We start from the raw sequence: 26,219 nt of genomic DNA on the forward strand, positions 1-26,219 counted from the left end.
GGGCGAAAAAGCGACGAATTTATGTCACTTTTTCAGGCAAACAGCCATAAAAGCTGGCGATCGCTGGAGTAAAATAGAAATAACGATGTCAGTAAGGACCCGCAGCCATGCCGTTAAATGCACAACAACAGGCCGCCCAACGCAATCTTTCTTATCTGCTTGCAGAGAAACTCGGCCAACAAATTCTGGCGGGCGATTATCAGGCCGGCAGCATCCTGCCCGGTGAAATGGAACTGGGCGAGCAATTCGGCGTCAGCCGCACCGCAGTACGCGAAGCGGTAAAGATGTTAGCCGCCAAAGGCATGTTGCTACCGCGCCCGCGCATCGGCACCCGCGTGATGCCGCAGAGCCAATGGAATTTCCTCGATCAGGATTTACTGACCTGGTGGATGACGCGGGAAAACTTCGATCAGGTGATGCAACACTTCCTTATCTTGCGCACCTCGCTGGAGCCACAGGCCTGCGCGTTGGCGGCAAACCACGCCAGCCCGCAGCAAACCAAGCTGCTGGCGGAACTGATGGCGGAAATGCGCGCGCTGCATACCCAGTTTGATCGCGAGCGTTGGATCCAGGTCGATACCCAATTCCACCAGCTTATCTATGAGGCCAGCGGCAACCCGTTCCTGACCTCGTTCGCCAACCTGTTCAGCTCGGTGTACCAAAGCTACTTCCGTGCCATCACCGGCAATGAAGTCATTAAGCTGCGCCATCATCAGGCTATCGTCGATGCGATACTCGCCGGAGACAGCGCCGGTGCCCTCGTCGCCTGCCAGGTGCTGTTGAAAGAGAAAGACTAGACACACTCCCCGCTTATATATAGAAGAAAGAGACGAGGGACAGACGACCATTTAACCAGGACCGACCATGACCCAATCCGCGCGCAGTATGGCAGGGCTACCGTGGATCGCCGCAATGGCGTTCTTTATGCAGGCGCTGGACGCCACCATCCTCAACACGGCGCTACCGGCGATCGCCCAAAGCCTGGGGCGATCGCCGCTGGCGATGCAATCGGCCGTCATCAGCTACACGCTGACGGTGGCAATGCTGATCCCGGTCAGCGGCTGGCTGGCGGACCGCTTCGGCACCCGGCGCGTGTTCATCTTCGCCGTCACGCTATTCACCCTCGGCTCGCTGCTGTGCGCCCTCTCCCCCACGTTGAGCGCGCTGGTCGCCTTTCGCGTGCTGCAGGGCATCGGCGGCGCGATGATGATGCCGGTCGCGCGGTTGGCGCTACTGCGCGCCTACCCGCGCAGCGAACTGCTGCCGGTGCTGAACTTCGTCACCATGCCCGGTCTGGTCGGGCCGATTCTGGGGCCGCTGCTGGGCGGGTGGCTGGTCACCTACGCCACCTGGCACTGGATTTTCCTGATCAATATCCCTATCGGCCTGCTCGGCATCTTCTATGCGCGCAAATACATGCCGGACTTCACTACGCCCAAACGCCGCTTCGATTTTCTTGGCTTCATGCTGTTCGGCCTGAGCCTGGTGCTGATCTCCACCGGGCTGGAGCTGTTTGGCGAGCGGGTACTGGCAAGCTACGTTTCGCTGGGTATTCTGCTCAGCGGCTTTGTGATGCTGTTCGGCTACATCGCGCACGCCCGCCGTCACCCTCAGCCGCTGATCGGTCTCGACCTGTTCAAAACCCGTACCTTCTCGGTCGGTATCGCTGGCAACGTCGCCTCCAGGCTGGGCACCGGCTGCGTGCCATTTTTAATGCCGCTCATGCTGCAGGTGGGATTCGGCTATACGGCGATCGTCGCCGGTTGCATGATGGCGCCAACCGCCATCGGCTCGCTGATGGCGAAATCCACCGTCACTCAGGTGCTGCGCTGGTTCGGCTACCGTAAAACGCTGGTCGGCATTACCGTTATCATCGGAGTGCTGATCGCCCAGTTCGCCCTGCAAAGCCCGGGCATGCCGCTGTGGCTAATGATCCTGCCGCTGTTCGTGCTGGGCATGGCGATGTCCACCCAGTTTACCGCCATGAACACCATCAGCCTGGCGGATTTGAACGACGCCAACGCCAGCGCCGGCAACAGCGTCCTGGCGGTCACCCAGCAGCTGTCCATCAGCTTCGGCGTGGCGATCAGCGCGGCGGTGCTGCGTTTTTACGAATCCCTGTCGTTAGGCACCATGATCGACCACTTCCATTACACCTTTATCACCATGGGGATCGTCACCGTGGCGTCGGCGCTGGTGTTTATGTTGCTGAGAAGGAAAGATGGCCGCAATTTGATCAGCGGCCAGGAAAGCAAGAAAGAAGCCAAGGCGGCGAGTTAACGGCGGCCCACCGAGGCGCGTTCCACCAGCTCGGGCGTCAGCACCAGCACCTGGGGCGCGCGCTCCGGGTTCTGCAGGCGGTTGATCAGCGCATCGATCGCCAGTTCGCCCAGCGAATCCTTCGGCTGATGAATGGTGCTCAGCGGCGGCGCCAGATAACGCGCCAACTCAATGTCATCGTAGCCCATCACCGCCATATCCTGCGGCACGGAAAGCCCGGCCTGATACAGCGCCTGATAAACGCCTACCGCCACCGCGTCGTTGCCGGCAAATACCGCATGCGGCGGCTCGTTCAGCGCCAGCAGTTGGCGCATGGCGTTCACCCCGCCCTCAAACTCAAAATCGCAATGCACTTCATACCCTGGCGAAACCGGCAATCCGGCGCGACGCATTGCGTTGCGATAGCCTTCCAGTCGGTGACGAGCGGTGGTTTTATCCTCCGGGCCAGCAATGCAGGCAATCTTGCGGTAGCCGCGGGCGATCAGATGATCGGTCGCCATCTCGCCGCCCAGCAGCGAGTTATCCTGAATAATGTCGTTGGCGCCCTCGAACGGCGCCCAGTCCATCATCACGATCGGCAATGACGGGTAGCGGCTCAGGGCATCTTGCGATGGCCGGTGGTTTTCGGTGCACATCAACAACAAACCGTCGACGCGCTTTTGCAGCAGCGTCTCCATGCTGCGGTTCATGCGCGCGGCGTCTTCTTCGGTATTGCACAGGATTAAACTGTAGCCACGTTCATAGCAGCTGCGCTCCACGCCGCGCACCACTTCGGCATAAAACGGGTTGTTGCTGGCGGTCACCAGCATGCCGATGGTGCGCGTCTGATTGAGCTTCAGGCTGCGCGCCAGCGCAGAAGGCGCATAGTTCAGCTGTTCCACGGCCGCCATGACCTTGTCGCGCACGCTGTCGCTGACAAAACGATTATTGTTGACCACATGCGACACGGTAGAGGTTGAAACGCCCGCCAGGCGGGCGACATCTTTCATGGTGGCCAAAGGATCACCCCTGCTGCTGCAAGAAGGCGTCGATCTCTTCACGCCAGGGCACCGAAGGTTGCGCGCCGGGGCGGGTCACGGCGATCGCCGCCGCCGCATGGGCGAAACGCACCGCATCGGCCATGATCTTGCCTTCCAACAGGGCGGTCACCAGCGCACCGTTAAAGGTATCGCCGGCGGCGATGGTATCCACCGCTTGCACCTTAAAACCGGGCACCCGTTTGCCGTTGCCGTTTTCGCTCAGCCACACGCCGCGGCTACCGAGGGTGATGATCACCGTCGCGATGCCCTTGTCGTGCAGCGCCTGCGCCGCACGCGCCGCATCCGCTTCGTTGTCCACGGCGATGCCGGTCAGGCGCTGGGCTTCGGTTTCATTCGGGGTGATCATATCGATCATGCCCAGCAGCTCGTCCGGCAGCTCACGCGCCGGGGCCGGGTTGAGGATCACCTGCGTTTGATGTTGTTTCGCCAGGCGGGCGGCGGCGATCACCGTCTCCAGCGGCGACTCGAGCTGCATCAGCAGGGCATCGGCGTCGATCACTTTTTGTTGGTAGCGCGCCAGATAATCCGGCGTCACCGCGGCGTTGGCGCCGGCATCGATGCCGATCACGTTCTCGCCTTCGGCGTTGACGAAGATCAGCGCCACGCCGGTGGTGCTGTCGGCGATGGCTTCAATCGGTTGGGTATCAATGCGATCGCTCGCCAGCTGCCGGCGGATACGCTCGCCGATATCATCGGCGCCTACGCAGGCGATAAAGGCGATCTCCGCCCCGCTGCGCCCGGCCGCCACCGCCTGATTCGCACCCTTGCCGCCAAACGCCACCTTATACTGTTTCCCGATCACCGTCTCGCCCGGGTGGGGGAACTGTTCAATATTGAGGATATGGTCGGCATTGATGCTGCCAAGAACCACCAGCTTACCTGTTTCCATCGCATTGATTCCTGAATTGCGCGCCATCGTAAACGCCCCGTTCCGATGGCGCTGGTATGACTTACTGAGTGACCAGTTTCAAATCGACCGGGATGGTCGCCGGCACTTTTTCGCCTTTCAGCACTTTATCGGCGGTTTCCACGCCGATCACGCCGATCTGATCGGGACGCTGCGCCACCGTCGCCGCCAGCTTGCCGCCTTCGACCGCTTTCACGCCGTCAGCGGTGCCGTCGAAGCCTACCACGATCACGTCGGTTTTACCGGCGGTTTGCAGCGCGCGCAGCGCACCCAGCGCCATTTCATCGTTCTGGGCGAACACCGCCTGCACATCCGGGTGCGCGGTCAGCAGGTTCTGCATCACGTTCAGGCCCTTGGTGCGATCGAAATCGGCCGGCTGACTGGCCAACAGTTTGAATTTATTCTGATCCAGCGACTGCTTGAAGCCTTCACCGCGTTCACGCGCGGCAGAGGTGCCAGCGATGCCTTCCAGCTGAATCACCTTGGCATCGGCGCCCGCTTTCTTGGCGATGAAATCACCGGCCATTTTGCCGCCCACGCGGTTATCCGAAGCGATGTGGCTCACCACGTCACCCTTGCTCGCCACGCGGTCCAGCGTGATGACCGGGATCTTAGCCTGGTTGGCCATCTTGATGGCGTTACCCACCGCATCGGAGTCGGTCGGGTTGATCAACAGCAGCTTGGGCGCCCGCACCATCAGATCCTGCACGTTGGCCAGCTCTTTCGCCGGGTTGTTCTGGGAATCCAGCACCACCAGGTTGTAGCCCAGCTTGTTGGCCTCTTGCTGCGCCCCATCCTTCATCGAGACGAAGAACGGGTTGTTGAGGGTGGACACCACCAGCGCGATGGTGTCTTTGGCCATGGCATTGGCGCTCAGGGTGGCGCTCAGCGCGATGGCGGAAGCTAAGGTTGCCAGTTTTTTCATTTTCATCATCGTGATTCCTGTAGGGGGAGGTTACTTGTTGCTTTTGTTATCTACCAGAACCGCCAGCAGTATCACCACTGCCTTCACGATCATTTGGTAGTAGGAAGAAACACCCAATAAATTCAGGCCGTTGTTCAGGAAGCCGAGGATCAGCGCCCCGATCAGCGTGCCGACGATACGCCCCTTGCCGCCGGCCAGGCTGGTGCCGCCCAGCACCACGGCGGCGATAGCGTCCAGCTCATAGCCGGTGCCGGCGGTCGGCTGCGCCGACGACAGGCGCGCCACTTCGATCACCCCGGCCAGCGCCGCCAGCAGGCCGCACAGCGAGTAGACGATAATCTTCACTTTATCGACGCTGATGCCGGACAGGCGGGTCGCCGCTTCGTTGCCGCCCAGGGCATAAATATAGCGGCCCAGGCGCGTATGGTGCAGCATATACCAGGCGGCGATGAACACGATCGCCATGATCCAGATCGGTGTAGGCACGCCCAGCGGGCGGCCGATACCGAACCAGCCGAAGGTGTCGGCCACGTCGGTGAAACCGGTATTGACCGGGCTACCGTTGGTGTACACCATGGTGACGCCGCGCAGCAGCAGCATCATCACCAGCGTGGCGATAAAGGCCTGCACTTTGCCTTTGGCGACGATCACCCCGGTGCAGGCGCCAATCGCGGCGCCCAGCGCCAATGCCGCCGCCACCGCCACCAGCGCGTTGACCTCAAAGCCGACGATCGACGCCGCCACCGCGCCGGTCAGGGCCAACAGCGATCCTACCGACAGATCGATGCCGGACGTGAGGATCACCAGCGTCATCCCCACCGCCATGATGGCGTTCACCGAAGTCTGCTGCAGAATATTGAACAGGTTGTTCAGGGTGAAGAAGTTCGGGCTCATGGAAGAGACCACGGCGATCAGCACCAGCAGCGCAATCAACGACTTCTGCTCTAACAGCCACTCTTTACTGAACCAGCGCTTGGCTGCGATAGTCTGGGAACTCATATCTGATTACTCCTGCTTTACGCCGTATTGCTTGCCGACGGCTGCCGCCATCAACGCTTCCTGGGTGGCCTGTTCAATCGGGAACTCGCCGCTGAGATGCCCTTCGTGCATCACCAGAATGCGATCGCTCATGCCCATCACCTCCGGCATTTCCGAAGACACCAGAATGATGCTCAGCCCTTCCTGCTTGAACTGGTTGATTAACTGATAGATCTCTTTTTTGGCGCCGACGTCGACACCGCGCGTCGGCTCATCGAGGATCAGCACTTTCGGCCGGGTCATCAAACCACGGGCGATCGCCACTTTTTGCTGGTTGCCGCCGGAAAGCAGGCCGATCGGCTGCTCCATCGACGGCGTTTTGATATTGAACAGGCGGATGAAATCCCCCACCGCCAGCCGCTCGTCGGCCTGTTTCAGGCTGCCGTCGGCGCGGCTGAAGTAGCGCAGCGCGGTCAGCGACATGTTTTCCTTCACCGACATGCCCAGCACCAGGCCGTCGCGCTTGCGGTCTTCCGAGATATAGACGATGCCGTTCGCCAACCCGTCCTGCGGCGAGTGGGTGACCACGTCGCGGCCGTCCAGGCTGACGGTGCCGGCCTTACGCGGCGCGGCGCCGTACAGGATCTTCATCAATTCAGTGCGCCCGGCACCCATCAGCCCGGCCACGCCGAGGATCTCGCCGCGGTACAGCGTAAAGCTGACGTCTTCAACGCCGGGTCCGGAAAGGTGGCTGACGTCCAGCCGCTTTTCCCCGCGCGGCAAATCAAGGCGCGGGTATTGTTCTTCCAGCTTGCGGCCGACCATCATCTCTATCAGCGAATCTTCCTGCAGCTCGCTCACCGGCCGCTCAGCGATGAACTGCCCGTCGCGGAACACGGTCACGTCGTCGCAGATTTCAAAAATCTCTTTCAGGCGGTGCGAGATATAAACGATGCCGCGCCCTTCGGCCTTCAGCTCGTTGATCACCTTGAACAGCGAGGCGGTTTCGGTGTCGGTCAGCGCATCGGTCGGTTCGTCCATGATGATCACTTTCGATTCGAAGCTCAGTACCTTGGCGATCTCCACCATCTGCTGATCGCCGATCGACAGCTCCCCCACCAGCCGGTGGCTGCTGTAGCGCAGGTTGAGGCGCGCCAACAAGCGATCGGCCTCGGCGTACATGCGCTTCCAGTCAATGCGGCCGAAACGGTTGACGAACTCGCGGCCGAGGAAGATGTTTTCCGCAATCGTCAGCTGCGGGATCAGGTTCAGCTCCTGATGGATAATGCCGATGCCCGCTTCCTGCGAATCCTTAGGCCCGTTGAATACCACCTCTTTACCGAGAAAATACTGACTGCCGGCGTCTTTCTGGTAGATGCCGGTCAGCACTTTCATCATGGTGGACTTCCCGGCGCCGTTTTCCCCCACCAGCGCCATCACCTTGCCGGGATAAACACTGAGGGCGGCGCCGGAAAGCGCCTTCACGCCGGGAAAGGCTTTATCAATCCCTTTCAGTTGCAGTAAAGGTTGCATACGCGCCTCAGAAAGTTACGCCGGCGCACAGGATCACGTTCGCGTAAGGCGAACACTCCCCGCTGCGGATCACCGCCCGGCTGTGTTCGGTTTGCGCTTTAAACGCCTGATGGCTGATATAGCGCACGCTGATGGTATTACCCTGGCGTTGGCCCAATGCGGTCAGTTCCGCCAACAGAACCTCGTGGAGCGACGGATTTTGTTTCACGATTTCTTCCGCCAGGATGGCGCTTTCTACCTGCATCTCTTGCGTGACCGCCGCGAACACCTGCATGAAGGTCGGCACGCCCTGCGTCAGCGCCAGATCGATGCGCTGCGTCGCCGCCGGTATCGGCAGGCCCGCATCGCACAAGGTGAGCTGATCGGTGTGCCCCAGCCGGGCAATCACGGCAGACACGTCGGAATTCAGTAATACGCCTTTTTTCATCTTCTCACTCCGCTAGCGAAACGTTTCGCTCTCTGGAGGAGTTTAAAAAAACGGCAGGGGAAGGCAACCGGGACAATGCAGAAGTGTGATCGCTATCGAAACGTTTCGTTCGCGCGTGGAAAAAGCGCAAACAAAAGGGGCTCAGCCATGCTGAGCCCCTGTCAGGCGGGTTAGATCTCGACCTGCGTGCCGAGCTCGATGACCCGGTTCGGCGGGATCTCAAACTGATCCGGCGCGCGCAGCGCGTTGCGGCTCAGAGCGACGAACAGCTTGCCGCGCAGGTAGAGGTACCATGGCCGCTTGGTGAGGATCAGCGATTCATGGGACATGAAGAACGACGTCTCCGACATGCGGCACGGCAACCCTTCCAGCCCGCAGCGGTGGAACACTTCCTCCACGTTCGGCGTTTCGCGCCAGCCGTAGCTGGCCACCACCCGCCAGAAGGTCGGCGACAGCTGCTCGATGGTCACCCGGCGCACGTTGTGCACGTAAGGCGCATCCTCGGTGCGCAGCGTCAGCAGCACCACGCGCTCATGCAGCACCTTATTGTGTTTCAGGTTATGCAACAGCGCAAAAGGAATGACATTGGTGGCGCGCGACAAGAAGACCGCGGTGCCCGGCACCCGTACCGGCGGCGATTTCTCCAGCGAGGCGATCATCGCCTCCAGCGAGTTGCCGTGCTCATGCAGACGGCGCAACAGGCGGAAGCGCTCGCTCTTCCAGGTAGTCATAATGATGAACATCACCAGCGCCAAGGTCAGCGGCAACCAACCGCCAGAGAACAGCTTCAGGGCGTTGGCGGAGAACATCGGCACGTCGATGATCAGCAATATGGTCACGATGCCGATCGCCAGGAAGCGGTTCCAGTGCCAGTTGTTGATCGCCACCGAGGTGACCAGAATGCTGGTCAGCACCATGGTGCCGGTGACGGCGATGCCGTACGCCGCCGCCAGGTTGCTGGAGTGCTCGAACCCGATGATCACCAGCACCACCGAGATGTACAGCGTCCAGTTGATCACCGGAATGTAGATCTGGCCAGATTCCATTTCCGAGGTGTGAATGATGCGCATCGGCGAAAGATAGCCCAGGCGCACCGCCTGGCGGGTCAGCGAGAAGACGCCGGAAATCACCGCCTGCGAAGCGATAACCGTCGCCAGAGTCGCCAAAATCAGCAGCGGGATCAGCGCCCAGTCGGGCGCCAGCAGGAAGAACGGGTTTTTGATCGCCTCAGGGTTTTTCAGCAGCAGCGCCCCCTGCCCGAAGTAATTGAGCACCAGCGAAGGCAGCACCACGGTGAACCAGGCCAGGCGGATCGGGAACTTGCCGAAGTGCCCCATGTCGGCATACAGCGCCTCAACGCCGGTGATAGACAGCACCACCGCCCCCAGCGCGAAGAACGACACCTTCTTATATTCCATAAAGAAGTTGAGCGCCCATTTGGGATTCAGCGCCTGCAGCACTTCCGGGTTCGAAATGATGCTGCGCGCGCCCAGCACCGCCAACACGATGAACCACAGCAGCATTACCGGGGCGAACAGCTTGCCGACGCTGCCGGTGCCGTGTTTTTGGATAACGAACAGCAGGGTCAGCACCAGAATCGAGAGCGGGACGATATAGGCGTCGAGCGCAGGCGCGGCGATTTCCAACCCCTCTATCGCCGACATCACCGAGATCGCCGGGGTGATCACCACCTCGCCATAGAAGAAGCTGCCGCCGATCAGGCCCAGTATCACCAGCACTGCGGTGGTGCGCGCCGAGGTATTTCGCCCGGCCAGCGACATCAGCGTCAAAATGCCGCCTTCGCCGGCGTTGTCCGCCCGCATCACGTAGGTAAGATATTTGAGGGAAACGATCACGATCAGCATCCAGAAAATCAGCGACAGGAAGCCGAAAACCACGTCTGGACGAACATCGAAGCCGTAATGGCCGGAGAAACACTCTCTCAACGTATAGAGAGGACTGGTGCCGATATCACCGTAGACCACGCCGATGGCCGCCAGGGTTACCGCCGATAAGGACTGCTTATGCTCTGCGCTCATAATTCGTTTCTTTATCAGAACATCCGTTAGCGATGCATCCGCATCAGGCAAAATACGGGCTCAAAGATCCGTCACGCCCACCAGAAAGCCGCACAGTATGCACCATTTATACGGCTTGCCTACCCTTATATCAGAGCCGAAAAATAAACAAAATGTGAACCGGATATCCGACTCAACTGAGAAAAATTTTACTAATCAATAAGCTATACCATTAAAAATAATGGTGGTTTATCATCGAATTATCGACCAAGATTGGCTAACTCTCGGACAATACGACGATTATATGACGCCATCATCCCTTCTGGCAGAACGAATTTCCCGCCTCAGCAGCGCGCTGGAGAGCGGCCTCTATGAGCGGCAAGAGGCAATCCGCCTGTGCCTGCTGGCGGCGCTGAGCGGCGAAAGCGTATTCTTGCTCGGCCCGCCCGGCATCGCCAAGAGCCTGATCGCGCGCCGGCTGAAGTTTGCCTTCCGCAACGCCCGCTCCTTTGAATACCTGATGACGCGCTTTTCCACGCCGGAAGAGGTCTTCGGCCCGCTCTCGATTCAGGCGCTGAAAGACGAAGGGCGCTATCAGCGCCTGACCGCCGGCTATCTGCCGGAAGCGGAGATCGTGTTTCTGGACGAGATCTGGAAGGCCGGCCCGGCGATCCTCAACACCCTGCTGACGGCGATCAACGAACGGCGCTTTCGCAACGGCAACAGCGAAGAACCGATCCCGCTGCGCCTGCTGGTCACCGCCTCCAACGAACTGCCCGAAGCGGACAACAGCCTCGAAGCCTTATATGACCGCATGCTTATCCGCCTGTGGCTGGACAAGGTGCAGGATAAACAGAATTTCCGCTCGCTGCTGGTCAACCGCCAGAGCGAAAGCCAAAACCCGGTGCCGGCGGCGCTGAGCATCAGCGACGAAGAGTTTCTGCAGTGGCAGCCGCAGATCGACAAGGTGGCGCTGCCGGAAGCCTGCTTTGAGCTGATTTTCCAGCTGCGTCAGCGGCTGGACGCGCTGGAGCAGGCGCCATACGTCTCCGATCGGCGCTGGAAAAAAGCCCTGCGTCTGCTGCAGGCCTGCGCCTTCTTCAGCGGGCGCGATGCCATCGCCCCGCTCGACCTGATGCTATTGAAAGACTGCCTGTGGCACGATCTCACCTCGCTGAAGCTGCTGCAACAGCAGATCGATCAGCTGCTGACCGAGTCGGCCTATCAGCAGCAGTCGATGCTGATCCAGTTGCAACAGATCCATACCCGCTGGCTGCAGGACCAGCAGCAGCAAAGCGATCGGCAGGCCATCAGCCTGGTGAAAAAGGGCGGCATGTTCAGCCGCAAACCGCAATATGCGCCGGCCACGCCGTTCGCCGGCGGCACCCTCACCCTGCTGCTGCAAAAACCGCTGCAGCTGCATGACATTCAGGTCAACCATCTGAGCATTGAGAGCAGCGTGCTGGATAACTGGCTGCAAAAAGGCGGCGACGTGCGCGCCAAGCTGAACGGCATTGGCTTCGCGCAGCCGATCGATTTGGACGTCGATGACCAACTGCACCTGACGGTGCTGGACGTCAGCCGCCAGCCTTCGCTGCTGGCGCTGCCGGGCAAACAGGCCACCGCCACGCCGCAGGCGCTGCTGGATGAAATGGACGCGTTGGCCCAGCGCCTGGCGGAGCAGCGCCGCGCCTTCAGCCAACATCAGCCCTGTCTGTTCACGCCTGCCGCTGGCCTGGCCAAGATCGAAGCCAGTCTGCTGCAAGTGGCGGAACAGGTTAAACAGCAACAGCAGCAAATGCGCGGCCAGTAACCATGCTCAGTCTGGAGACGCTCGATCTGCTTCTGGCGATCACCGAAGGCGAGATGATCGAGGAGATGATCGTCGGCATGCTGGCGGCGCCGCAGCTGTCGGTGTTCTTTAAAAAGTTTCCGGCCCTTCGCCGGGCGCTGGATCGCGATCTGCCACGCTGGAAACTGCAGCTCAAGGAGCGTCTGCAGGAGGCTATGGTGCCGCCGGCGCTGGCGCAGGAGTTTTACCGCTACCAGCAGTGCCAGCTGGAGAACAACACCCAGTTCTATCACAACCTCAATGACACGATGGAGCTTCTGCGTCAGCTGGTCTCGCCGTTTTATGAACAGGCGCGCGCGCTGGTGGACGCCGCCGATCTGCCCAATCACCCGCTGGACGACAGCTTCCAAACCCTGTTCTTGCAGCGCTGGCGCATCAGCCTGACGCTGCAGGCCACTATGCTGCACCACCAGTTGCTGGAACAAGAGCGCGAGCAGCTGATGGCGGAACTGCAGGAGCGTCTGGCGCTGAGCGGCGCGCTGGAGCCGCTGCTGTCGGAAAACGACACCGCCGCCGGCAGGCTGTGGGATATGAGCAAAGGCCAGCTGCAGCGCGGCGATTACCAACGGCTGGTGGAGTACGGCAACTTTTTGCAGCAGCAGCCGGAGCTGAAAAAGCTGGCACAGCAGCTGGGCCGCAGCTACCAGGCCAAGGCGGTGCAGCAACAAGACGCGCAGCCGGAACCGTTCAGGGTCATGGTGCAGGTGCCGGCCACGCTGCCGGAAGAAGTAAATGGCATTCATCAGAGCGACGACATCCTGCGCCTGCTGCCGCCGGAGCTGGCGACGCTGGGGATTGAAGAGCTGGAGTTCGAGTTTTATCGCCGCCTGCTGGAAAAGCGACTGCTGAGCTACCGCCTGCAGGGCGACGTCTGGCAGGAACAGGTTCTGATCCGTCAGGTCACCCACCAGCAGCAGGATCAGCAACCACGCGGGCCGTTTATCGTCTGCGTGGACACCTCAGGATCGATGGGCGGCTTCAACGAACAGTGCGCCAAGGCGTTCTGCCTGGCGCTGCTGCGCATTGCGCTGGCGGACAACCGCCGCTGCTACATCATGCTGTTCGCCAACCAGATCGTGCATTACGAGCTCACCGCCGCCAGCGGCATCGAGCAGGCGGTGCGCTTTCTCGGCCAGCAATTTCGCGGCGGCACCGATCTGGCGGCCTGCCTGAACGCCACCGTCACCAAAATGGCGGAGAGTGGCTGGTTCGACGCCGATGCGGTGATCATTTCCGATTTTATCGCCCAGCGGTTGCCGGAGGAGGTAATAAAGAAGGTGAAACAACAGCAGCAAAGCCACCAGCAGCGTTTCCATGCGGTGGCGATGTCCGCCTACGGCAAACCCGGCATCATGCGCATCTTCGATCATATCTGGCGCTTTGATACCGGGCTGAAAAGCCGTTTAATGCGCCGCTGGCGGCGCTAGGCGGTTAGAGCAGGCCTTCGACCGCCCCACGCACTTCCGGCGACCACACGCCGCACTGCACCTGGCCGATATGCGACAGCTGCAACAGCAGCATCACCAAACGCGACTGGCCGATGCCGCCGCCGATGGTCTGCGGCATATCACCGCGCAACAGCGACTGGTGCCATTCCAGCTTCATGCGTTCTTCATCGCCGGTCAGCGCCAGCTGATGTTTCAGCGCGGCGGCGTCGACGCGGATGCCCATGGAAGACAGCTCGAAAGCGTCCTGCAGCACCGGGTTCCACACCACGATATCGCCGTTCAGGCCCGCCAGGCCATCCGTCGCCGGGGTGGTCCAGTCATCATAATCCGGCGCCCGCACATCGTGCGATTTGCCGTGCGACAGCTTGCCGCCGATGCCGATCAAGAATACCGCGCCCAGCTCTTTGGCAATCGCCCGCTCGCGCCCTTTGGCATCCAGATCCGGGTAGCGCTGCAGCAGGGTTTCGCTGTGCACAAAGTGAATCTGTTCCGGCAGGAACGGAGTCAGGCCATGCTCGCGGCTGACTTCCGCCTCCGTCGCCTTGATGGCGGCGTAAATGCTGCGCACGGTGCTTTTCAGGTAGTCCAGGCTGCGCTCACCGTCGCCCATCACCCGCTCCCAGTCCCACTGATCGACGTACACCGAGTGGATAGGCGTCAGGCGATCTTCATCCGGGCGCAGCGCCTTCATATGGGTGTACAGGCCTTCACCGGCGCCGAAATCGTAGCTGCCCAGGGTTTTGCGTTTCCATTTCGCCAGCGAATGCACCACTTCGAAGGTGGCGTCAGGCAGAGTTTTGACCTTAACCTGCACCGCTTTCTCGCTGCCGGAGAGGTTATCCTGCGTGCCGTCGCCCAAACGGCTGAGGATCGGCGCTTGCACTTCGATCAGGCCGAGCTGTTGCTCCAGCTGGCGGGAGAAGAAGGATTTGACCTGGCTGATTTGTTGTTGTTTTTGGATGAACTGTTTTTTCATTGCCGTATCTCTTGTAAACCTGTCTCTGTTGACATCGATTAAGCAACAAAATGACACGTCAATTCAATATCCATTAATCAATATTGCCTTTTCACTTTTAATCGTTCATTTTTACCCGGACAGAATTCAACAATCGTTAATTAATGGGGGATTAAATGGCGGAAATTTATCAGATCGATAATCTCGATCGCGGCATCCTCAACGCCCTGATGGACAATGCGCGCACACCGTACGCCGAACTGGCGAAAAACTTCGCCGTCAGCCCCGGCACCATTCATGTGCGGGTGGAGAAGATGAAACAGGCCGGGATCATCACCGGCGCGCGCATCGACGTCAGCCCCAAACAACTGGGCTACGACGTGTGCTGCTTTATCGGCATCATATTAAAGAGCGCCAAGGACTACCCTTCGGCCCTGAAGAAGCTGGAAAGCCTGGAAGAAGTGGTAGAAGCCTATTACACCACCGGCCACTACAGCGTCTTTATTAAGGTAATGTGCCGATCGATCGACGCGTTGCAACAGGTACTTATCAACAAGATCCAGACCATCGACGAGATCCAGTCTACCGAAACGCTGATCTCGCTGCAGAACCCCATTATGCGCACCATCGTGCCGTAACCCGCCAAATTGCATACCCACATTATCCACAGGTAGATCCCAGCCGATTCACAGCGTACAATGCAGCCACTTTGAGTGAGAAGGTTGGGATCGTTGGTTCATGGCAGACATTACTCTGATCAGTGGCAGTACGCTTGGCAGCGCCGAATACGTGGCTGAACATTTGGCTGAAAAGCTGGAAGACGCGGGTTTCTCTACCGAGATGCTGCACGGCCCTGAACTGGATGAACTGTCGTTGAATGGCCGCTGGCTGGTGGTCTCTTCCACGCACGGCGCCGGCGAGCTGCCGGATAACCTTCAGCCGCTGTTGGAACAGATCGCTGAGCAGCAGCCGGATCTTTCCGAGGTGCAGTTCGGCGCCGTCGGTTTGGGCAGTTCGGAATACGACACCTTCTGCGGCGCGATCAAACAGATCGACGATCTGTTGATCGCCAGAGGCGCTAAAAGGATCGGCGATCGTCTCGAGATCGACGTGACCGAGCATGAAATTCCCGAGGATCCGGCCGAGGAATGGGTAAAAACCTGGATTAATTTACTCTAATTCGTCTAAAGATCGCGCGAACGATTGTGGATAACTAAGCTTAAAAGCAGGGTAAAAGCCGTAGTTATCCCAATAACAACCGTAGTGCGCTTTTTGTCCTGTGTATAACAAGCCTTTTAGATCCCAGCTTATCTGCGTCGGGATCACCGATCATTCACAGCAAACGATCCTCCTTAATCCGCTGATCTTCATCGTGAATAGTCACTTATCCACAGAGGATCGCGATCCTAATAAGAGATCTAATAAAGAGATCTTTAAATAAAAAAGATCTTCTTTTAATTACCGACGATCCTGACCACTTGGTCGATCGTCTAAACTTGAGTAGAATCCCCGACCCCAGGGCAAATACGATCGTTCGCAATACGGCGAGGTGCAGTTCCATGTTTTATCCAGATCAATTTGACGTCATCATCATCGGTGGTGGCCATGCAGGTACCGAGGCCGCCATGGCCGCGGCACGCATGGGACGTCAGACTTTATTATTGACACACAATATCGATACGCTGGGACAGATGTCCTGTAACCCGGCGATTGGCGGTATTGGTAAAGGGCATCTGGTTAAGGAAATTGATGCACTCGGTGGCCTGATGGCAACGGCGATCGACCACGCCGGCATCCAGTTTAGGATACTAAACGCCAGCAAAGGCCCAGCCGTTCGTGCCACACGCGCTCAGGCGGATCGCGTACTGTATCGCCAGGCGATCCGTACCGCGTTGGAGAACCAGCCCAACCTGATGATCTTCCAACAACCTGTTGAGGATCTGATCGTCGAAAACGATCGCGTAGTCGGCGCCGTCACCCAAATGGGCCTGAAATTCCGCGCCAAGGCGGTGGTATTGACCGTAGGCACCTTCCTGGACGGCAAGATCCATATCGGTCTGGAAAACTACAGCGGTGGTCGCGCCGGGGATCCACCTTCGATCTCGCTGTCGCAACGTTTGCGAGAACTGCCGCTGCGCGTTAACCGCTTGAAAACCGGTACGCCACCGCGCATCGACGCCCGCACTATCGATTTCAGCGTACTGGCGCCACAACACGGCGATACGCCGGTGCCGGTATTCTCGTTCCTGGGCGATGCCAGCCAACACCCGGAACAAATGGCGTGCTACATCACCCACACCAATGAAAAAACCCATGACGTGATCCGCAATAACCTCGATCGCAGCCCGATGTATGCCGGGATCATCGAAGGGATCGGCCCACGTTACTGCCCTTCGATCGAAGACAAGGTCATGCGCTTTGCCGATCGCAATGCGCACCAGATCTTCCTCGAGCCGGAAGGCCTGACCAGCAACGAGATTTACCCTAACGGGATTTCCACCAGCCTGCCGTTCGACGTGCAGATGCAGATCGTCCGTTCGATGGAAGGAATGCAAAACGCGCGTATTATTCGCCCTGGTTATGCTATCGAGTACGATTTCTTCGATCCACGCGATCTGAAGCCGACGCTGGAAAGCAAATTCATTCAGGGGCTGTTCTTCGCCGGTCAGATCAACGGCACCACCGGGTATGAAGAAGCCGCTGCGCAGGGCCTGCTGGCCGGTCTGAACGCCGGGCGTTTCGCCGACGAACAAGAAGGCTGGGCGCCACGCCGCGATCAGGCCTACCTGGGCGTGCTGGTGGACGATCTCAGCACCCTCGGCACCAAAGAGCCGTACCGCATGTTTACCTCACGCGCCGAGTATCGTCTGATGCTGCGCGAAGACAACGCCGATCTCCGCCTGACGGAAAAAGGCCGTGAACTGGGCCTGGTGGACGACGTGCGTTGGGCACGTTACAGCGAGAAGTTGGAGCGAATCGAACGCGAACGCCAGCGCCTGCGCGACATCTGGATGCACCCGCACGCCGAGAACGTCGAACAGGTCAATGCGCTGCTGAAAGCGCCGCTGTCGCGTGAAGCGAACGGCGAAGAGCTGCTGCGCCGTCCGGAGATGGATTACGCGCAGTTGACCGGCACCGACGCCTTCGCGCCGCCGCTAGGCGACGTACAAGCGGCCGAGCAGGTTGAGATCCAGGTCAAATACGAGGGCTACATCGCTCGTCAGCAGGAAGAGATCGAAAAACAGCAGCGCAACGAGAATACCTTGCTGCCGTTGGATCTCGACTACCGTCAGGTTTCGGGACTGTCGAACGAGGTGATCGCCAAGTTGAACGATCACAAACCGAACTCCATCGGCCAGGCTTCGCGCATCTCCGGCATTACGCCGGCGGCGATCTCGATTTTGCTGATCTGGCTGAAAAAGCAGGGACTGCTGCGCCGCAGCGCATAAATCTTGCATCCAGGCGGCCGTTTGTTCATCCCGTAGCCAAACGGCCGCTGACATCACTTGCGCCCTGAATTATCATAGTCGCCTCATTGCGCCAGCTAACCATCCGCTGGTCGTTCAGCGCCTGCCAGAGGATCCGTTGTGCAAAAAAAATTAGACTCGCTGCTTGCGGCGGCAGGCATTGAGCTGCCCGATCAGCAAAAACAGCAGCTGCTGGGTTATGTCGGCATGCTGGATAAGTGGAACAAGGCTTATAACCTCACGTCGGTGCGCGATCCGCAGCAAATGCTGGTGCGCCACATCCTCGACAGCATCGTGGTCAACCCGCATTTGCAGGGCTCACGTTTCATCGATGTCGGCACCGGCCCCGGCTTGCCGGGCATTCCGCTGGCGATCGTGCGCCCAGACGCGCATTTCACGCTGCTCGACAGCCTGGGCAAGCGCGTGCGCTTCCTGCGCCAGGTGCAGCATGAGCTGGGCCTGAACAATATCGAGCCGGTGCAGAGCCGCGTCGAAGCGTTTCCGGCCGAGCCACCGTTTGATGGCGTGATCAGCCGCGCGTTCGCTTCGCTGCAGGATATGCTGTCCTGGTGTCATCATCTGCCGGCGAAAGGGCAGGGGCGTTTTTACGCGTTGAAAGGCGTGCGCCCGGATGAAGAATTGGCGCACTTGCCGGAAGGCGTCAGCCTGGAATCCATCGTGCGGCTTCAGGTGCCTGAATTGGAAGGTGAACGCCATCTGGTGGTGCTTAAGGCAAACTGAGTTTGTTTTTGATCAAACAAGCGTGAATTAAAGGTAGTACTAAGCGTAAAGATAAGCAGGCTAATTAATTGGTCGCTTTTTTTAGTTAATTTACTTTCTATTAACACAAAAAACGCGGCTAATTAGCGACAATAGAGTAATTGCATTTGGAAATAGTCACGTTAGCAATCATGTGCGAAAGATTGGCCTTTGCTGCTAATGTTAATTGGCTGTTGGAATATTGCCTCGCTGCTTGTCAATAAAAGGTTTTCGTCGGGTATACGGATTGTTTTTGAACAGTTAACTGATAATGTTTTGATTTATATAATCTTTTGATCGCCCAAATTGCTAAAGACGGTTTGGTTGACCATCGGCTATAAATCAGGAAGGGGTATTACTGTGATCGGCTTCGCGTTTCTAAACGCAACGCTGGAATAATCAGACAATTAAATGCGTCCTATTATTCCGACCGTTTTCTTGTGAAAATAGGCTGGAATAGGGAAATTTAAATAATTGTTCACCTTTTCGCTACTTATCGATTGAATTCGTTGGTATGCCCCGTATAATTTGCTCGTTTTTTGCTGCTTGACTCAGGACAGCAAAAACAGTTGTATACGTCACTCAGCATACCCCCTCAGGGGTACGGAGAGAACAAACGTCATGTCTGTGTCCCTTTACAGCGGGAAAGTCGCACGCAAACTGCTGTTTTTGCAGTTAATGACTTTTGTTCTGATCAGCGTTGCTTTCTGGCTGAAAAGCCCGGAATGGAGCGCTTCGGCGCTGGCAGGCGGTCTCGCCGCCTGGTTGCCGAGTGCAATGTTTATGCTGTTTGCCTTGCGCCATCAGGCGCAAACGCCGGCGCCCGGTAGGGTTGCCTGGTCGTTCGCCATCGGCGAGGGGCTAAAGGTCGTGATCACCATCGTTTTGCTGATCGTGGCGCTGGGGGTGTTCAAGGCGGAGTTTATACCGCTTGGCCTGACCTATTTAGCGGTGTTAGTGGTGCAGATAGTGGCACCGGCCGTGATTAACAGTTACCGAAATTAACTAAATAAAGGGTAGAGGCATCATGTCTGCAGAGGGATACAACAGTCCACAGGAGTATATCGGTCACCACCTGACGCAGCTTCAGGTCGGGACTGGGTTTTGGTCGATTAACCTCGACTCGATGTTTTTCTCCGTCGTCCTCGGGGTTTTGTTCCTGGTGATTTTCCGCAAAGTGGCTAAAAACGCCACCAGCGGCGTGCCGGGTAAACTGCAAACCGCCGTGGAGCTGGTGGTTGGTTTCGTCGACAGCAGCGTGCGCGACATGTACCACGGCAAGAGCAAGGTGATTGCGCCGTTGGCGCTGACCGTGTTCGTCTGGGTGTTCCTGATGAACCTGATGGACCTGATTCCGGTAGACTTCCTGCCGTTTATCGGGGCGCATCTCGGTCTGCCTGCGCTGCGCGTGGTGCCTACCGCTGACGTGAACGTCACGCTGTCTATGGCGCTGGGCGTGTTTATCCTGATTCTGTTCTATAGCATCAAAATGAAAGGCGTTGGCGGGTTCGTTAAAGAGTTGACCATGCAGCCGTTCAACCACCCTGTATTCATTCCTATCAACCTGATTCTTGAAGGTGTCAGCCTGCTGTCCAAACCTGTTTCACTGGGTCTGCGACTGTTCGGCAACATGTATGCGGGTGAGTTGATCTTCATCCTGATTGCCGGCCTGTTGCCGTGGTGGTCACAGTGGGTCCTGAGCTTGCCTTGGGCTATCTTCCACATCCTGATCATTACGCTTCAAGCCTTTATTTTCATGGTTCTGACGATCGTCTATCTGTCGATGGCGTCTGAAGAGCACTGATTTTCTTAAAACACTTGCACTTTTAAACTGAAACAAACTGGAGACTGTCATGGAAAACCTGAGTATGGATCTGCTGTACATGGCTGCCGCTGTGATGATGGGTTTAGCGGCAATCGGTGCTGCGATCGGTATCGGCATCCTGGGTGGTAAATTCTTGGAAGGCGCTGCTCGTCAGCCTGACCTGATTCCTCTGCTGCGTACACAGTTCTTTATCGTTATGGGTCTGGTCGACGCCATCCCGATGATCGCTGTAGGTCTGGGTCTGTACGTGATGTTCGCCGTCGCGTAAGTAGAGTAACCCTCTACGACGTAACCAAACTATTAACTTTTAAAGAGGCATTGTGCTGTGAATCTTAACGCAACAATCCTCGGCCAGGCCATCGCGTTCGTTCTGTTTGTCTGGTTCTGCATGAAGTACGTATGGCCGCCGATCATGGCTGCCATCGAGAAACGTCAGAAAGAAATCGCTGACGGCCTCGCTTCTGCAGAGCGTGCCAAAAAAGATCTGGACTTAGCGCAAGCCAATGCGACCGACCAGCTGAAAACTGCTAAAGCAGAAGCTCAGGTGATCATCGAGCAAGCGAACAAACGCAAAGCTCAGATCATGGATGAAGCGAAAGCCGAAGCCGAGCAGGAACGTAACAAAATCGTGGCGCAGGCTCAGGCTGAGATCGAAGCCGAACGTAAGCGCGCTCGTGAAGAGTTGCGTAAGCAAGTCGCGATGCTGGCAATTGCCGGCGCCGAGAAGATCATCGAACGTTCCGTGGATGAAGCTGCTAACAGCGACATCGTTGATAAACTGGTCGCTGAACTGTAAGGAGGGAGGGGCTGATGTCTGAATTTGTAACTGTAGCTCGCCCCTACGCCAAAGCAGCTTTTGACTTTGCCGTTGAGCACCAAAGCGTAGAGCGCTGGCAGGAGATGCTGGCGTTTACGGCTGAAGTCACTCGCAATGAACAGATTTCTGAACTGCTGTCTGGCGCGGTTGCGCCAGAAACGCTGTCCAAGACGTTCATCGCGGTTTGTGGCGATCGGCTCGACGAACATGGCCAGAACTTTATCCGTGTAATGGCCGAAAATGGACGTTTACTGGTTCTTCCTGCCGTGCTGCAGCAGTTCATCGAACTGCGCGCCTCGCTGGAATCCACCGTCGAAGTCGAAGTGCTCTCTGCGAGCGCGCTGAGCGACGAACAGCAGGCGAAAATCGCCGCTGCGATGGAAAAACGTCTGTCACGCAAAGTTAAGCTGAATTGCAAAATTGACAAGTCTGTACTGGCCGGCATCGTTGTTCGCGCCGGCGATATGGTGATTGATGGCAGCGTTCGCGGTCGTCTTGAACGCCTGACAGACGTCTTGCAGTCTTAAGGGGACTGGAGCATGCAACTGAATTCCACCGAAATCAGCGAACTGATCAAGCAGCGCATTGCTCAGTTCAATGTAGTGAGCGAAGCTCACAATGAAGGTACTATCGTTTCCGTCAGCGACGGGATCATCCGCGTACACGGCCTGGCCGAAGTTATGCAGGGCGAAATGATCGCGCTGCCTGGCAACCGTTACGCAATCGCATTGAACCTGGAGCGCGACTCTGTCGGTGCCGTGGTCATGGGTCCGTACTCGGATCTGGCCGAAGGCATGAAGGTTAAATGTACTGGCCGTATCCTGGAAGTTCCAGTCGGTCGTGGTCTGCTGGGCCGCGTAGTTAACACCCTGGGCGCACCTATCGACGGCAAAGGCCCGATTGAAAACGACGGCTTCTCTCCGGTAGAAGCTATCGCGCCAGGCGTTATCGAGCGTCAGTCCGTTGATCAGCCGGTTCAAACTGGCTACAAATCCGTTGACGCCATGATTCCAATCGGCCGTGGCCAGCGTGAGCTGGTGATCGGTGACCGTCAGACCGGTAAAACCGCGCTGGCGATCGATGCGATCATCAACCAACGCGACTCCGGCATCAAATGCGTTTACGTGGCTATCGGCCAGAAAGCGTCCACCATCGCTAACGTGGTGCGCAAACTGGAAGAGCACGGCGCACTGGCCAACACCATCGTGGTGGTGGCGACCGCTTCCGAATCCGCTGCACTGCAATACCTGGCGCCATACGCCGGTTGCGCAATGGGCGAATACTTCCGTGACCGCGGTGAAGATGCGCTGATCGTGTACGATGACCTGTCCAAACAGGCCGTTGCTTACCGCCAGATTTCCCTGCTGCTTCGTCGTCCGCCAGGTCGTGAAGCTTACCCAGGCGACGTATTCTACCTGCACTCCCGCTTGCTGGAGCGTGCAGCGCGCGTTAACGCCGAATACGTTGAAGCCTTCACCAAAGGTGAAGTTAAAGGCCAAACCGGTTCACTGACCGCTCTGCCGATCATTGAAACCCAGGCGGGTGACGTTTCCGCGTTCGTTCCGACCAACGTAATCTCGATTACCGATGGTCAGATCTTCCTGGAATCCAACCTGTTCAACTCCGGTATTCGTCCGGCAGTTAACCCGGGTATCTCCGTATCCCGTGTTGGTGGCGCCGCGCAGACCAAGATCATGAAGAAACTGTCCGGTGGTATCCGTACCGCGCTGGCACAGTATCGTGAGCTGGCTGCGTTCTCCCAGTTCGCCTCCGATCTGGACGACGCGACCCGCAAACAGCTGAGCCACGGTCAGAAAGTGACCGAGCTGCTGAAACAGAAACAGTATGCGCCGATGTCGGTTGCACAACAGTCTCTGGTGCTGTTTGCCGCAGAACGCGGTTACCTGAACGACGTCGAAGTCGCCAAAGTGGTGAGCTTCGAAGCCGCGCTGGTCGCCTATGCGGACCGCGAGCACGCCGAACTGCTGAACCACATCAACCAAACTGGCAACTTCAACGATGAAATCGAGGGCAAGTTGAAAGACGTCCTCGAGACCTTCAAGAAAACCCAGTCCTGGTAACGCCGAACGGTCCTGCTGTTGAAAGACAGCAGGCCGTCTGGCACTGAGGAGAAGCAGAGATGGCCGGCGCAAAAGAGATACGTAGTAAGATCGCTAGCGTGCAAAACACGCAAAAGATCACTAAAGCGATGGAAATGGTCGCCGCCTCCAAAATGCGTAAATCGCAGGATCGCATGGCGGCCAGCCGTCCTTATGCAGAGACCATGCGCAAAGTGATTGGTCACCTTGCGTTAGGGAATCTGGAGTACAAGCACCCGTACCTGGATGAGCGTGACGTTAAGCGCGTCGGGTATCTGGTGGTGTCTACTGACCGTGGTCTCTGCGGCGGCTTGAACATCAACCTGTTCAAAAAGCTGCTGGCGGAGATGAAAGCCTGGTCCGAAAAAGGCGTCGAAACCGATTTGGCGCTGATTGGCTCTAAAGCGGCCTCTTTCTTTGGTTCCGTGGGCGGCAACGTGGTTGCCCAGGTGACCGGCATGGGGGACAAACCTTCCCTGTCGGATCTGATCGGGCCGGTGAAAGTGATGCTGCAGGCCTACGACGAAGGTCGTTTGGACAAGCTGTACATTGTCAGCAACAAATTTGTTAATACGATGTCCCAAGAGCCACAGGTGCTTCAGCTGCTGCCGTTACCGCCAGCCGATGACGAAGAGCTGAAGAAAACGCCTTGGGATTACCTGTATGAACCCGATCCAAAAGTGCTGCTTGATACCTTGCTGCGCCGCTATGTGGAGTCGCAGGTTTATCAGGGCGTCGTGGAAAACCTGGCCAGCGAGCAGGCCGCACGAATGGTCGCGATGAAAGCCGCAACCGATAACGGCGGTAGCCTGATCAAAGAGCTGCAGTTGGTATACAACAAGGCGCGTCAGGCCAGCATCACTCAGGAACTCACCGAGATCGTTTCGGGAGCCTCCGCGGTTTAAGCTAGGTTTACGAATTACGTAGAGGATTCAAGATGGCTACTGGAAAGATTATCCAGGTAATCGGCGCCGTGGTGGACGTCGAGTTCCCTCAGGATGCCGTACCAAAAGTGTACGATGCCCTTGAGGTAGAAAACGGCACCGAAAAACTGGTGTTGGAAGTTCAGCAACAGCTGGGCGGTGGCGTGGTTCGCTGTATCGCAATGGGGACCTCCGACGGTCTGCGTCGCGGTCTGAAAGTGAACAACCTGGACCACCCGATTGAAGTGCCGGTGGGTAAAGCTACCCTGGGCCGTATCATGAACGTATTGGGCCAACCGATCGACATGAAAGGCGACATCGGCGAAGAAGAGCGTTGGGCTATTCACCGTGCGGCGCCAAGCTACGAAGAGCTGTCCAGCTCCCAGGAACTGCTGGAAACCGGTATCAAGGTAATGGACCTGATTTGTCCGTTCGCCAAGGGCGGTAAAGTTGGTCTGTTCGGCGGTGCGGGCGTAGGTAAAACCGTAAACATGATGGAGCTGATCCGTAACATCGCGATCGAGCACTCCGGTTATTCCGTGTTTGCGGGCGTGGGCGAGCGTACTCGTGAGGGTAACGACTTCTACCACGAAATGACCGACTCCAACGTTCTGGACAAAGTATCCCTGGTTTACGGCCAGATGAACGAGCCACCAGGTAACCGTCTGCGCGTTGCGCTGACCGGTCTGACCATGGCGGAGAAATTCCGTGACGAAGGCCGTGACGTTCTGCTGTTCGTTGACAACATCTACCGTTACACCCTGGCCGGTACCGAAGTGTCCGCACTTCTGGGCCGTATGCCATCCGCGGTAGGTTATCAGCCAACGCTGGCGGAAGAGATGGGCGTTCTGCAAGAACGTATCACCTCGACCAAGACCGGTTCCATCACTTCCGTACAGGCCGTTTACGTTCCTGCGGATGACTTGACTGACCCGTCACCAGCCACCACCTTTGCGCACTTGGACGCAACCGTGGTACTGAGCCGTAACATCGCTTCTCTGGGTATCTACCCGGCCGTTGACCCGCTGGATTCTACCAGCCGTCAGCTGGATCCGCTGGTTGTTGGCCAGGAGCACTACGACGTAGCGCGTGGCGTGCAGTCCATTCTGCAACGCTACCAGGAACTGAAAGATATCATCGCGATCCTGGGTATGGACGAGCTGTCTGAAGAAGACAAACTGGTCGTATCCCGTGCGCGTAAGATCCAACGCTTCCTGTCTCAGCCGTTCTTCGTGGCAGAAGTCTTCACCGGTTCTCCGGGCAAGTTCGTATCGCTGAAAGACACCATCCGTGGTTTCAAAGGCATTATGGACGGCGACTATGACCACCTGCCGGAGCAGGCGTTCTACATGGTTGGCACCATTGAAGAAGCAGTGGAAAAAGCCAAGAAACTGTAACGCCTTGAGAGGAGGGTGATATGGCTATGACTTACCATCTGGATGTAGTCAGCGCGGAAAAACAGATGTTTTCCGGCCTGGTGCAGAAGATCCAGGTGACAGGCAGCGAAGGTGAACTGGGGATCTTCCCTGGCCATGCGCCGCTGCTGACTGCCATCAAGCCTGGCATGGTGCGTATTGTTAAGCAGCACGGTGAAGAAGAGTTCATCTACCTGTCCGGCGGCATCCTCGAGGTGCAGCCGAGCGTGGTTACCGTGCTGGCGGACACTGCTATCCGTGGTACTGACCTCGACGAAGCGAGAGCGTTGGAAGCTAAGCGTAAAGCTGAAGAACACATTCGCAGCTCTCATGGCGATGTCGACTATGCTCAGGCATCCGCTGAACTGGCGAAAGCGATCGCAAAACTGCGCGTTATCGAGCTCACCAGAAAAGCGATGTAATGTTTGGGTGCTCTGCACCCAACTTTAAGAAAGCGGCCTATAGGGTCGCTTTTTTTTTACTTTAAAATAAGCATTTCAGCCCGGCGGGCGGTGTGGTGTATAACCCCTGATATCGGGAAAGAAACGTCG

Annotated in this window: 25 protein-coding genes; 17 read left to right on the top strand and 8 right to left on the bottom strand. The window is 57.7% G+C overall.

The features are described 5' to 3' along the window. Positions 1–107 precede the first annotated feature (107 nt). Both ACJ8J4_RS16965 and mdtD read left to right on the top strand, forming a co-directional pair. Positions 108–797 carry a FadR/GntR family transcriptional regulator gene (locus tag ACJ8J4_RS16965; RefSeq protein WP_033636503.1) on the top strand — a complete coding sequence of 230 codons (690 nt, stop codon included), beginning with the start codon at positions 108–110 and terminating at the stop codon, positions 795–797. Between the two features lie 67 nt (positions 798–864). Beyond that, a complete protein-coding gene (mdtD, locus tag ACJ8J4_RS16970; protein ID WP_197836308.1) occupies positions 865–2,280 on the top strand; it encodes a multidrug transporter subunit MdtD in 1,416 nt (471 codons plus the stop codon). On the opposite strand, the gene rbsR is transcribed toward mdtD, so the two are convergent. The 7 genes from rbsR to kup all read right to left on the bottom strand — a co-directional run bounded on the left by rbsR (position 2,277) and on the right by kup (position 10,129). Beyond that, positions 2,277–3,278: a ribose operon transcriptional repressor RbsR gene (gene rbsR, locus ACJ8J4_RS16975; RefSeq protein ID WP_043140692.1), complete on the bottom strand. Its 1,002-nt coding sequence runs from the start codon at positions 3,276–3,278 to the stop codon at positions 2,277–2,279. The two genes, mdtD and rbsR, sit on opposite strands and share 4 nt — an antisense overlap. A 4-nt stretch (positions 3,279–3,282) precedes the next feature. Then, on the bottom strand, positions 3,283–4,209 hold the full coding sequence (gene rbsK, locus ACJ8J4_RS16980; RefSeq protein ID WP_089181458.1) for a ribokinase: 927 nt from the start codon (positions 4,207–4,209) through the stop codon (positions 3,283–3,285). Between the two features lie 61 nt (positions 4,210–4,270). Then, positions 4,271–5,158 carry a ribose ABC transporter substrate-binding protein RbsB gene (rbsB, locus tag ACJ8J4_RS16985; RefSeq protein ID WP_025304729.1) on the bottom strand — a complete coding sequence of 296 codons (888 nt, stop codon included), beginning with the start codon at positions 5,156–5,158 and terminating at the stop codon, positions 4,271–4,273. 24 nt (positions 5,159–5,182) lie between these two features. Continuing rightward, on the bottom strand, positions 5,183–6,151 hold the full coding sequence (rbsC, locus tag ACJ8J4_RS16990) for a ribose ABC transporter permease (protein WP_025304730.1): 969 nt from the start codon (positions 6,149–6,151) through the stop codon (positions 5,183–5,185). A gap of 6 nt (positions 6,152–6,157) precedes the next feature. Continuing rightward, complete coding sequence (gene rbsA / locus ACJ8J4_RS16995) at positions 6,158–7,663, bottom strand: ribose ABC transporter ATP-binding protein RbsA (RefSeq protein ID WP_197819551.1); 1,506 nt, start codon at positions 7,661–7,663, stop codon at positions 6,158–6,160. 7 nt (positions 7,664–7,670) lie between these two features. Then, positions 7,671–8,090 (bottom strand): D-ribose pyranase, encoded by a 420-nt coding sequence (gene rbsD, locus ACJ8J4_RS17000; protein ID WP_025304732.1) that lies wholly within the window; start codon positions 8,088–8,090, stop codon positions 7,671–7,673. A gap of 170 nt (positions 8,091–8,260) precedes the next feature. Then, positions 8,261–10,129, bottom strand: a complete 1,869-nt coding sequence (gene kup / locus ACJ8J4_RS17005; protein ID WP_015379467.1) for a low affinity potassium transporter Kup — start codon at positions 10,127–10,129, stop codon at positions 8,261–8,263. 283 nt (positions 10,130–10,412) lie between these two features. On the opposite strand from kup, the gene ravA reads away from it, so the two are divergent. Both ravA and viaA read left to right on the top strand, forming a co-directional pair. Further along, on the top strand, positions 10,413–11,921 hold the full coding sequence (ravA, locus tag ACJ8J4_RS17010) for an ATPase RavA (RefSeq protein WP_025304733.1): 1,509 nt from the start codon (positions 10,413–10,415) through the stop codon (positions 11,919–11,921). A 2-nt stretch (positions 11,922–11,923) separates the two neighbouring features. After that, positions 11,924–13,387, top strand: coding sequence for an ATPase RavA stimulator ViaA (viaA, locus tag ACJ8J4_RS17015; RefSeq protein ID WP_025304734.1), 1,464 nt, complete (start codon positions 11,924–11,926; stop codon positions 13,385–13,387). A 4-nt stretch (positions 13,388–13,391) separates the two neighbouring features. Here viaA and asnA read toward each other — a convergent pair whose 3' ends face one another. Further along, the gene (gene asnA, locus ACJ8J4_RS17020; RefSeq protein WP_025304735.1) at positions 13,392–14,384 is read right to left on the bottom strand and encodes an aspartate--ammonia ligase; all 993 of its coding nucleotides are present in this window, start codon (positions 14,382–14,384) and stop codon (positions 13,392–13,394) included. A 155-nt stretch (positions 14,385–14,539) separates the two neighbouring features. Here asnA and asnC point away from each other — a divergent pair, with 155 nt between their 5' ends. The 13 genes from asnC to ACJ8J4_RS17085 all read left to right on the top strand — a co-directional run bounded on the left by asnC (position 14,540) and on the right by ACJ8J4_RS17085 (position 26,090). After that, positions 14,540–15,001 (top strand): transcriptional regulator AsnC, encoded by a 462-nt coding sequence (gene asnC / locus ACJ8J4_RS17025; RefSeq protein WP_004933786.1) that lies wholly within the window; start codon positions 14,540–14,542, stop codon positions 14,999–15,001. Positions 15,002–15,101: 100 nt separating this feature from the next. Further along, on the top strand, positions 15,102–15,542 hold the full coding sequence (gene mioC, locus ACJ8J4_RS17030) for an FMN-binding protein MioC (protein WP_197825233.1): 441 nt from the start codon (positions 15,102–15,104) through the stop codon (positions 15,540–15,542). A gap of 380 nt (positions 15,543–15,922) precedes the next feature. Beyond that, positions 15,923–17,812 (top strand): tRNA uridine-5-carboxymethylaminomethyl(34) synthesis enzyme MnmG, encoded by a 1,890-nt coding sequence (gene mnmG / locus ACJ8J4_RS17035; RefSeq protein WP_089181460.1) that lies wholly within the window; start codon positions 15,923–15,925, stop codon positions 17,810–17,812. Between the two features lie 138 nt (positions 17,813–17,950). Further along, complete coding sequence (gene rsmG, locus ACJ8J4_RS17040) at positions 17,951–18,571, top strand: 16S rRNA (guanine(527)-N(7))-methyltransferase RsmG (protein WP_025304738.1); 621 nt, start codon at positions 17,951–17,953, stop codon at positions 18,569–18,571. 639 nt (positions 18,572–19,210) lie between these two features. Then, on the top strand, positions 19,211–19,594 hold the full coding sequence (gene atpI / locus ACJ8J4_RS17045; RefSeq protein WP_025304739.1) for a F0F1 ATP synthase subunit I: 384 nt from the start codon (positions 19,211–19,213) through the stop codon (positions 19,592–19,594). Positions 19,595–19,616: 22 nt separating this feature from the next. Further along, positions 19,617–20,393 carry a F0F1 ATP synthase subunit A gene (gene atpB / locus ACJ8J4_RS17050; RefSeq protein WP_025304740.1) on the top strand — a complete coding sequence of 259 codons (777 nt, stop codon included), beginning with the start codon at positions 19,617–19,619 and terminating at the stop codon, positions 20,391–20,393. A 49-nt stretch (positions 20,394–20,442) separates the two neighbouring features. Next, on the top strand, positions 20,443–20,682 hold the full coding sequence (gene atpE / locus ACJ8J4_RS17055) for a F0F1 ATP synthase subunit C (protein ID WP_004093904.1): 240 nt from the start codon (positions 20,443–20,445) through the stop codon (positions 20,680–20,682). A gap of 57 nt (positions 20,683–20,739) precedes the next feature. After that, the gene (atpF, locus tag ACJ8J4_RS17060) at positions 20,740–21,210 is read left to right on the top strand and encodes a F0F1 ATP synthase subunit B (protein WP_004933804.1); all 471 of its coding nucleotides are present in this window, start codon (positions 20,740–20,742) and stop codon (positions 21,208–21,210) included. A 14-nt stretch (positions 21,211–21,224) separates the two neighbouring features. Next, positions 21,225–21,758, top strand: a complete 534-nt coding sequence (gene atpH, locus ACJ8J4_RS17065; RefSeq protein ID WP_025304741.1) for a F0F1 ATP synthase subunit delta — start codon at positions 21,225–21,227, stop codon at positions 21,756–21,758. 12 nt (positions 21,759–21,770) lie between these two features. Beyond that, complete coding sequence (atpA, locus tag ACJ8J4_RS17070) at positions 21,771–23,312, top strand: F0F1 ATP synthase subunit alpha (RefSeq protein WP_025304742.1); 1,542 nt, start codon at positions 21,771–21,773, stop codon at positions 23,310–23,312. Positions 23,313–23,371: 59 nt separating this feature from the next. Further along, positions 23,372–24,235, top strand: a complete 864-nt coding sequence (atpG, locus tag ACJ8J4_RS17075; protein WP_004933811.1) for a F0F1 ATP synthase subunit gamma — start codon at positions 23,372–23,374, stop codon at positions 24,233–24,235. A 32-nt stretch (positions 24,236–24,267) separates the two neighbouring features. Next, on the top strand, positions 24,268–25,650 hold the full coding sequence (gene atpD / locus ACJ8J4_RS17080) for a F0F1 ATP synthase subunit beta (RefSeq protein WP_004933813.1): 1,383 nt from the start codon (positions 24,268–24,270) through the stop codon (positions 25,648–25,650). Between the two features lie 20 nt (positions 25,651–25,670). Next, the gene (locus ACJ8J4_RS17085) at positions 25,671–26,090 is read left to right on the top strand and encodes a F0F1 ATP synthase subunit epsilon (RefSeq protein WP_004933814.1); all 420 of its coding nucleotides are present in this window, start codon (positions 25,671–25,673) and stop codon (positions 26,088–26,090) included. Positions 26,091–26,219 lie beyond the last annotated feature (129 nt).

Origin of the sequence: Serratia sp. CY47280 (assembly GCF_052168655.1) — a bacterium.
Classification (GTDB): Bacteria; Pseudomonadota; Gammaproteobacteria; order Enterobacterales; family Enterobacteriaceae; genus Serratia; species Serratia bockelmannii.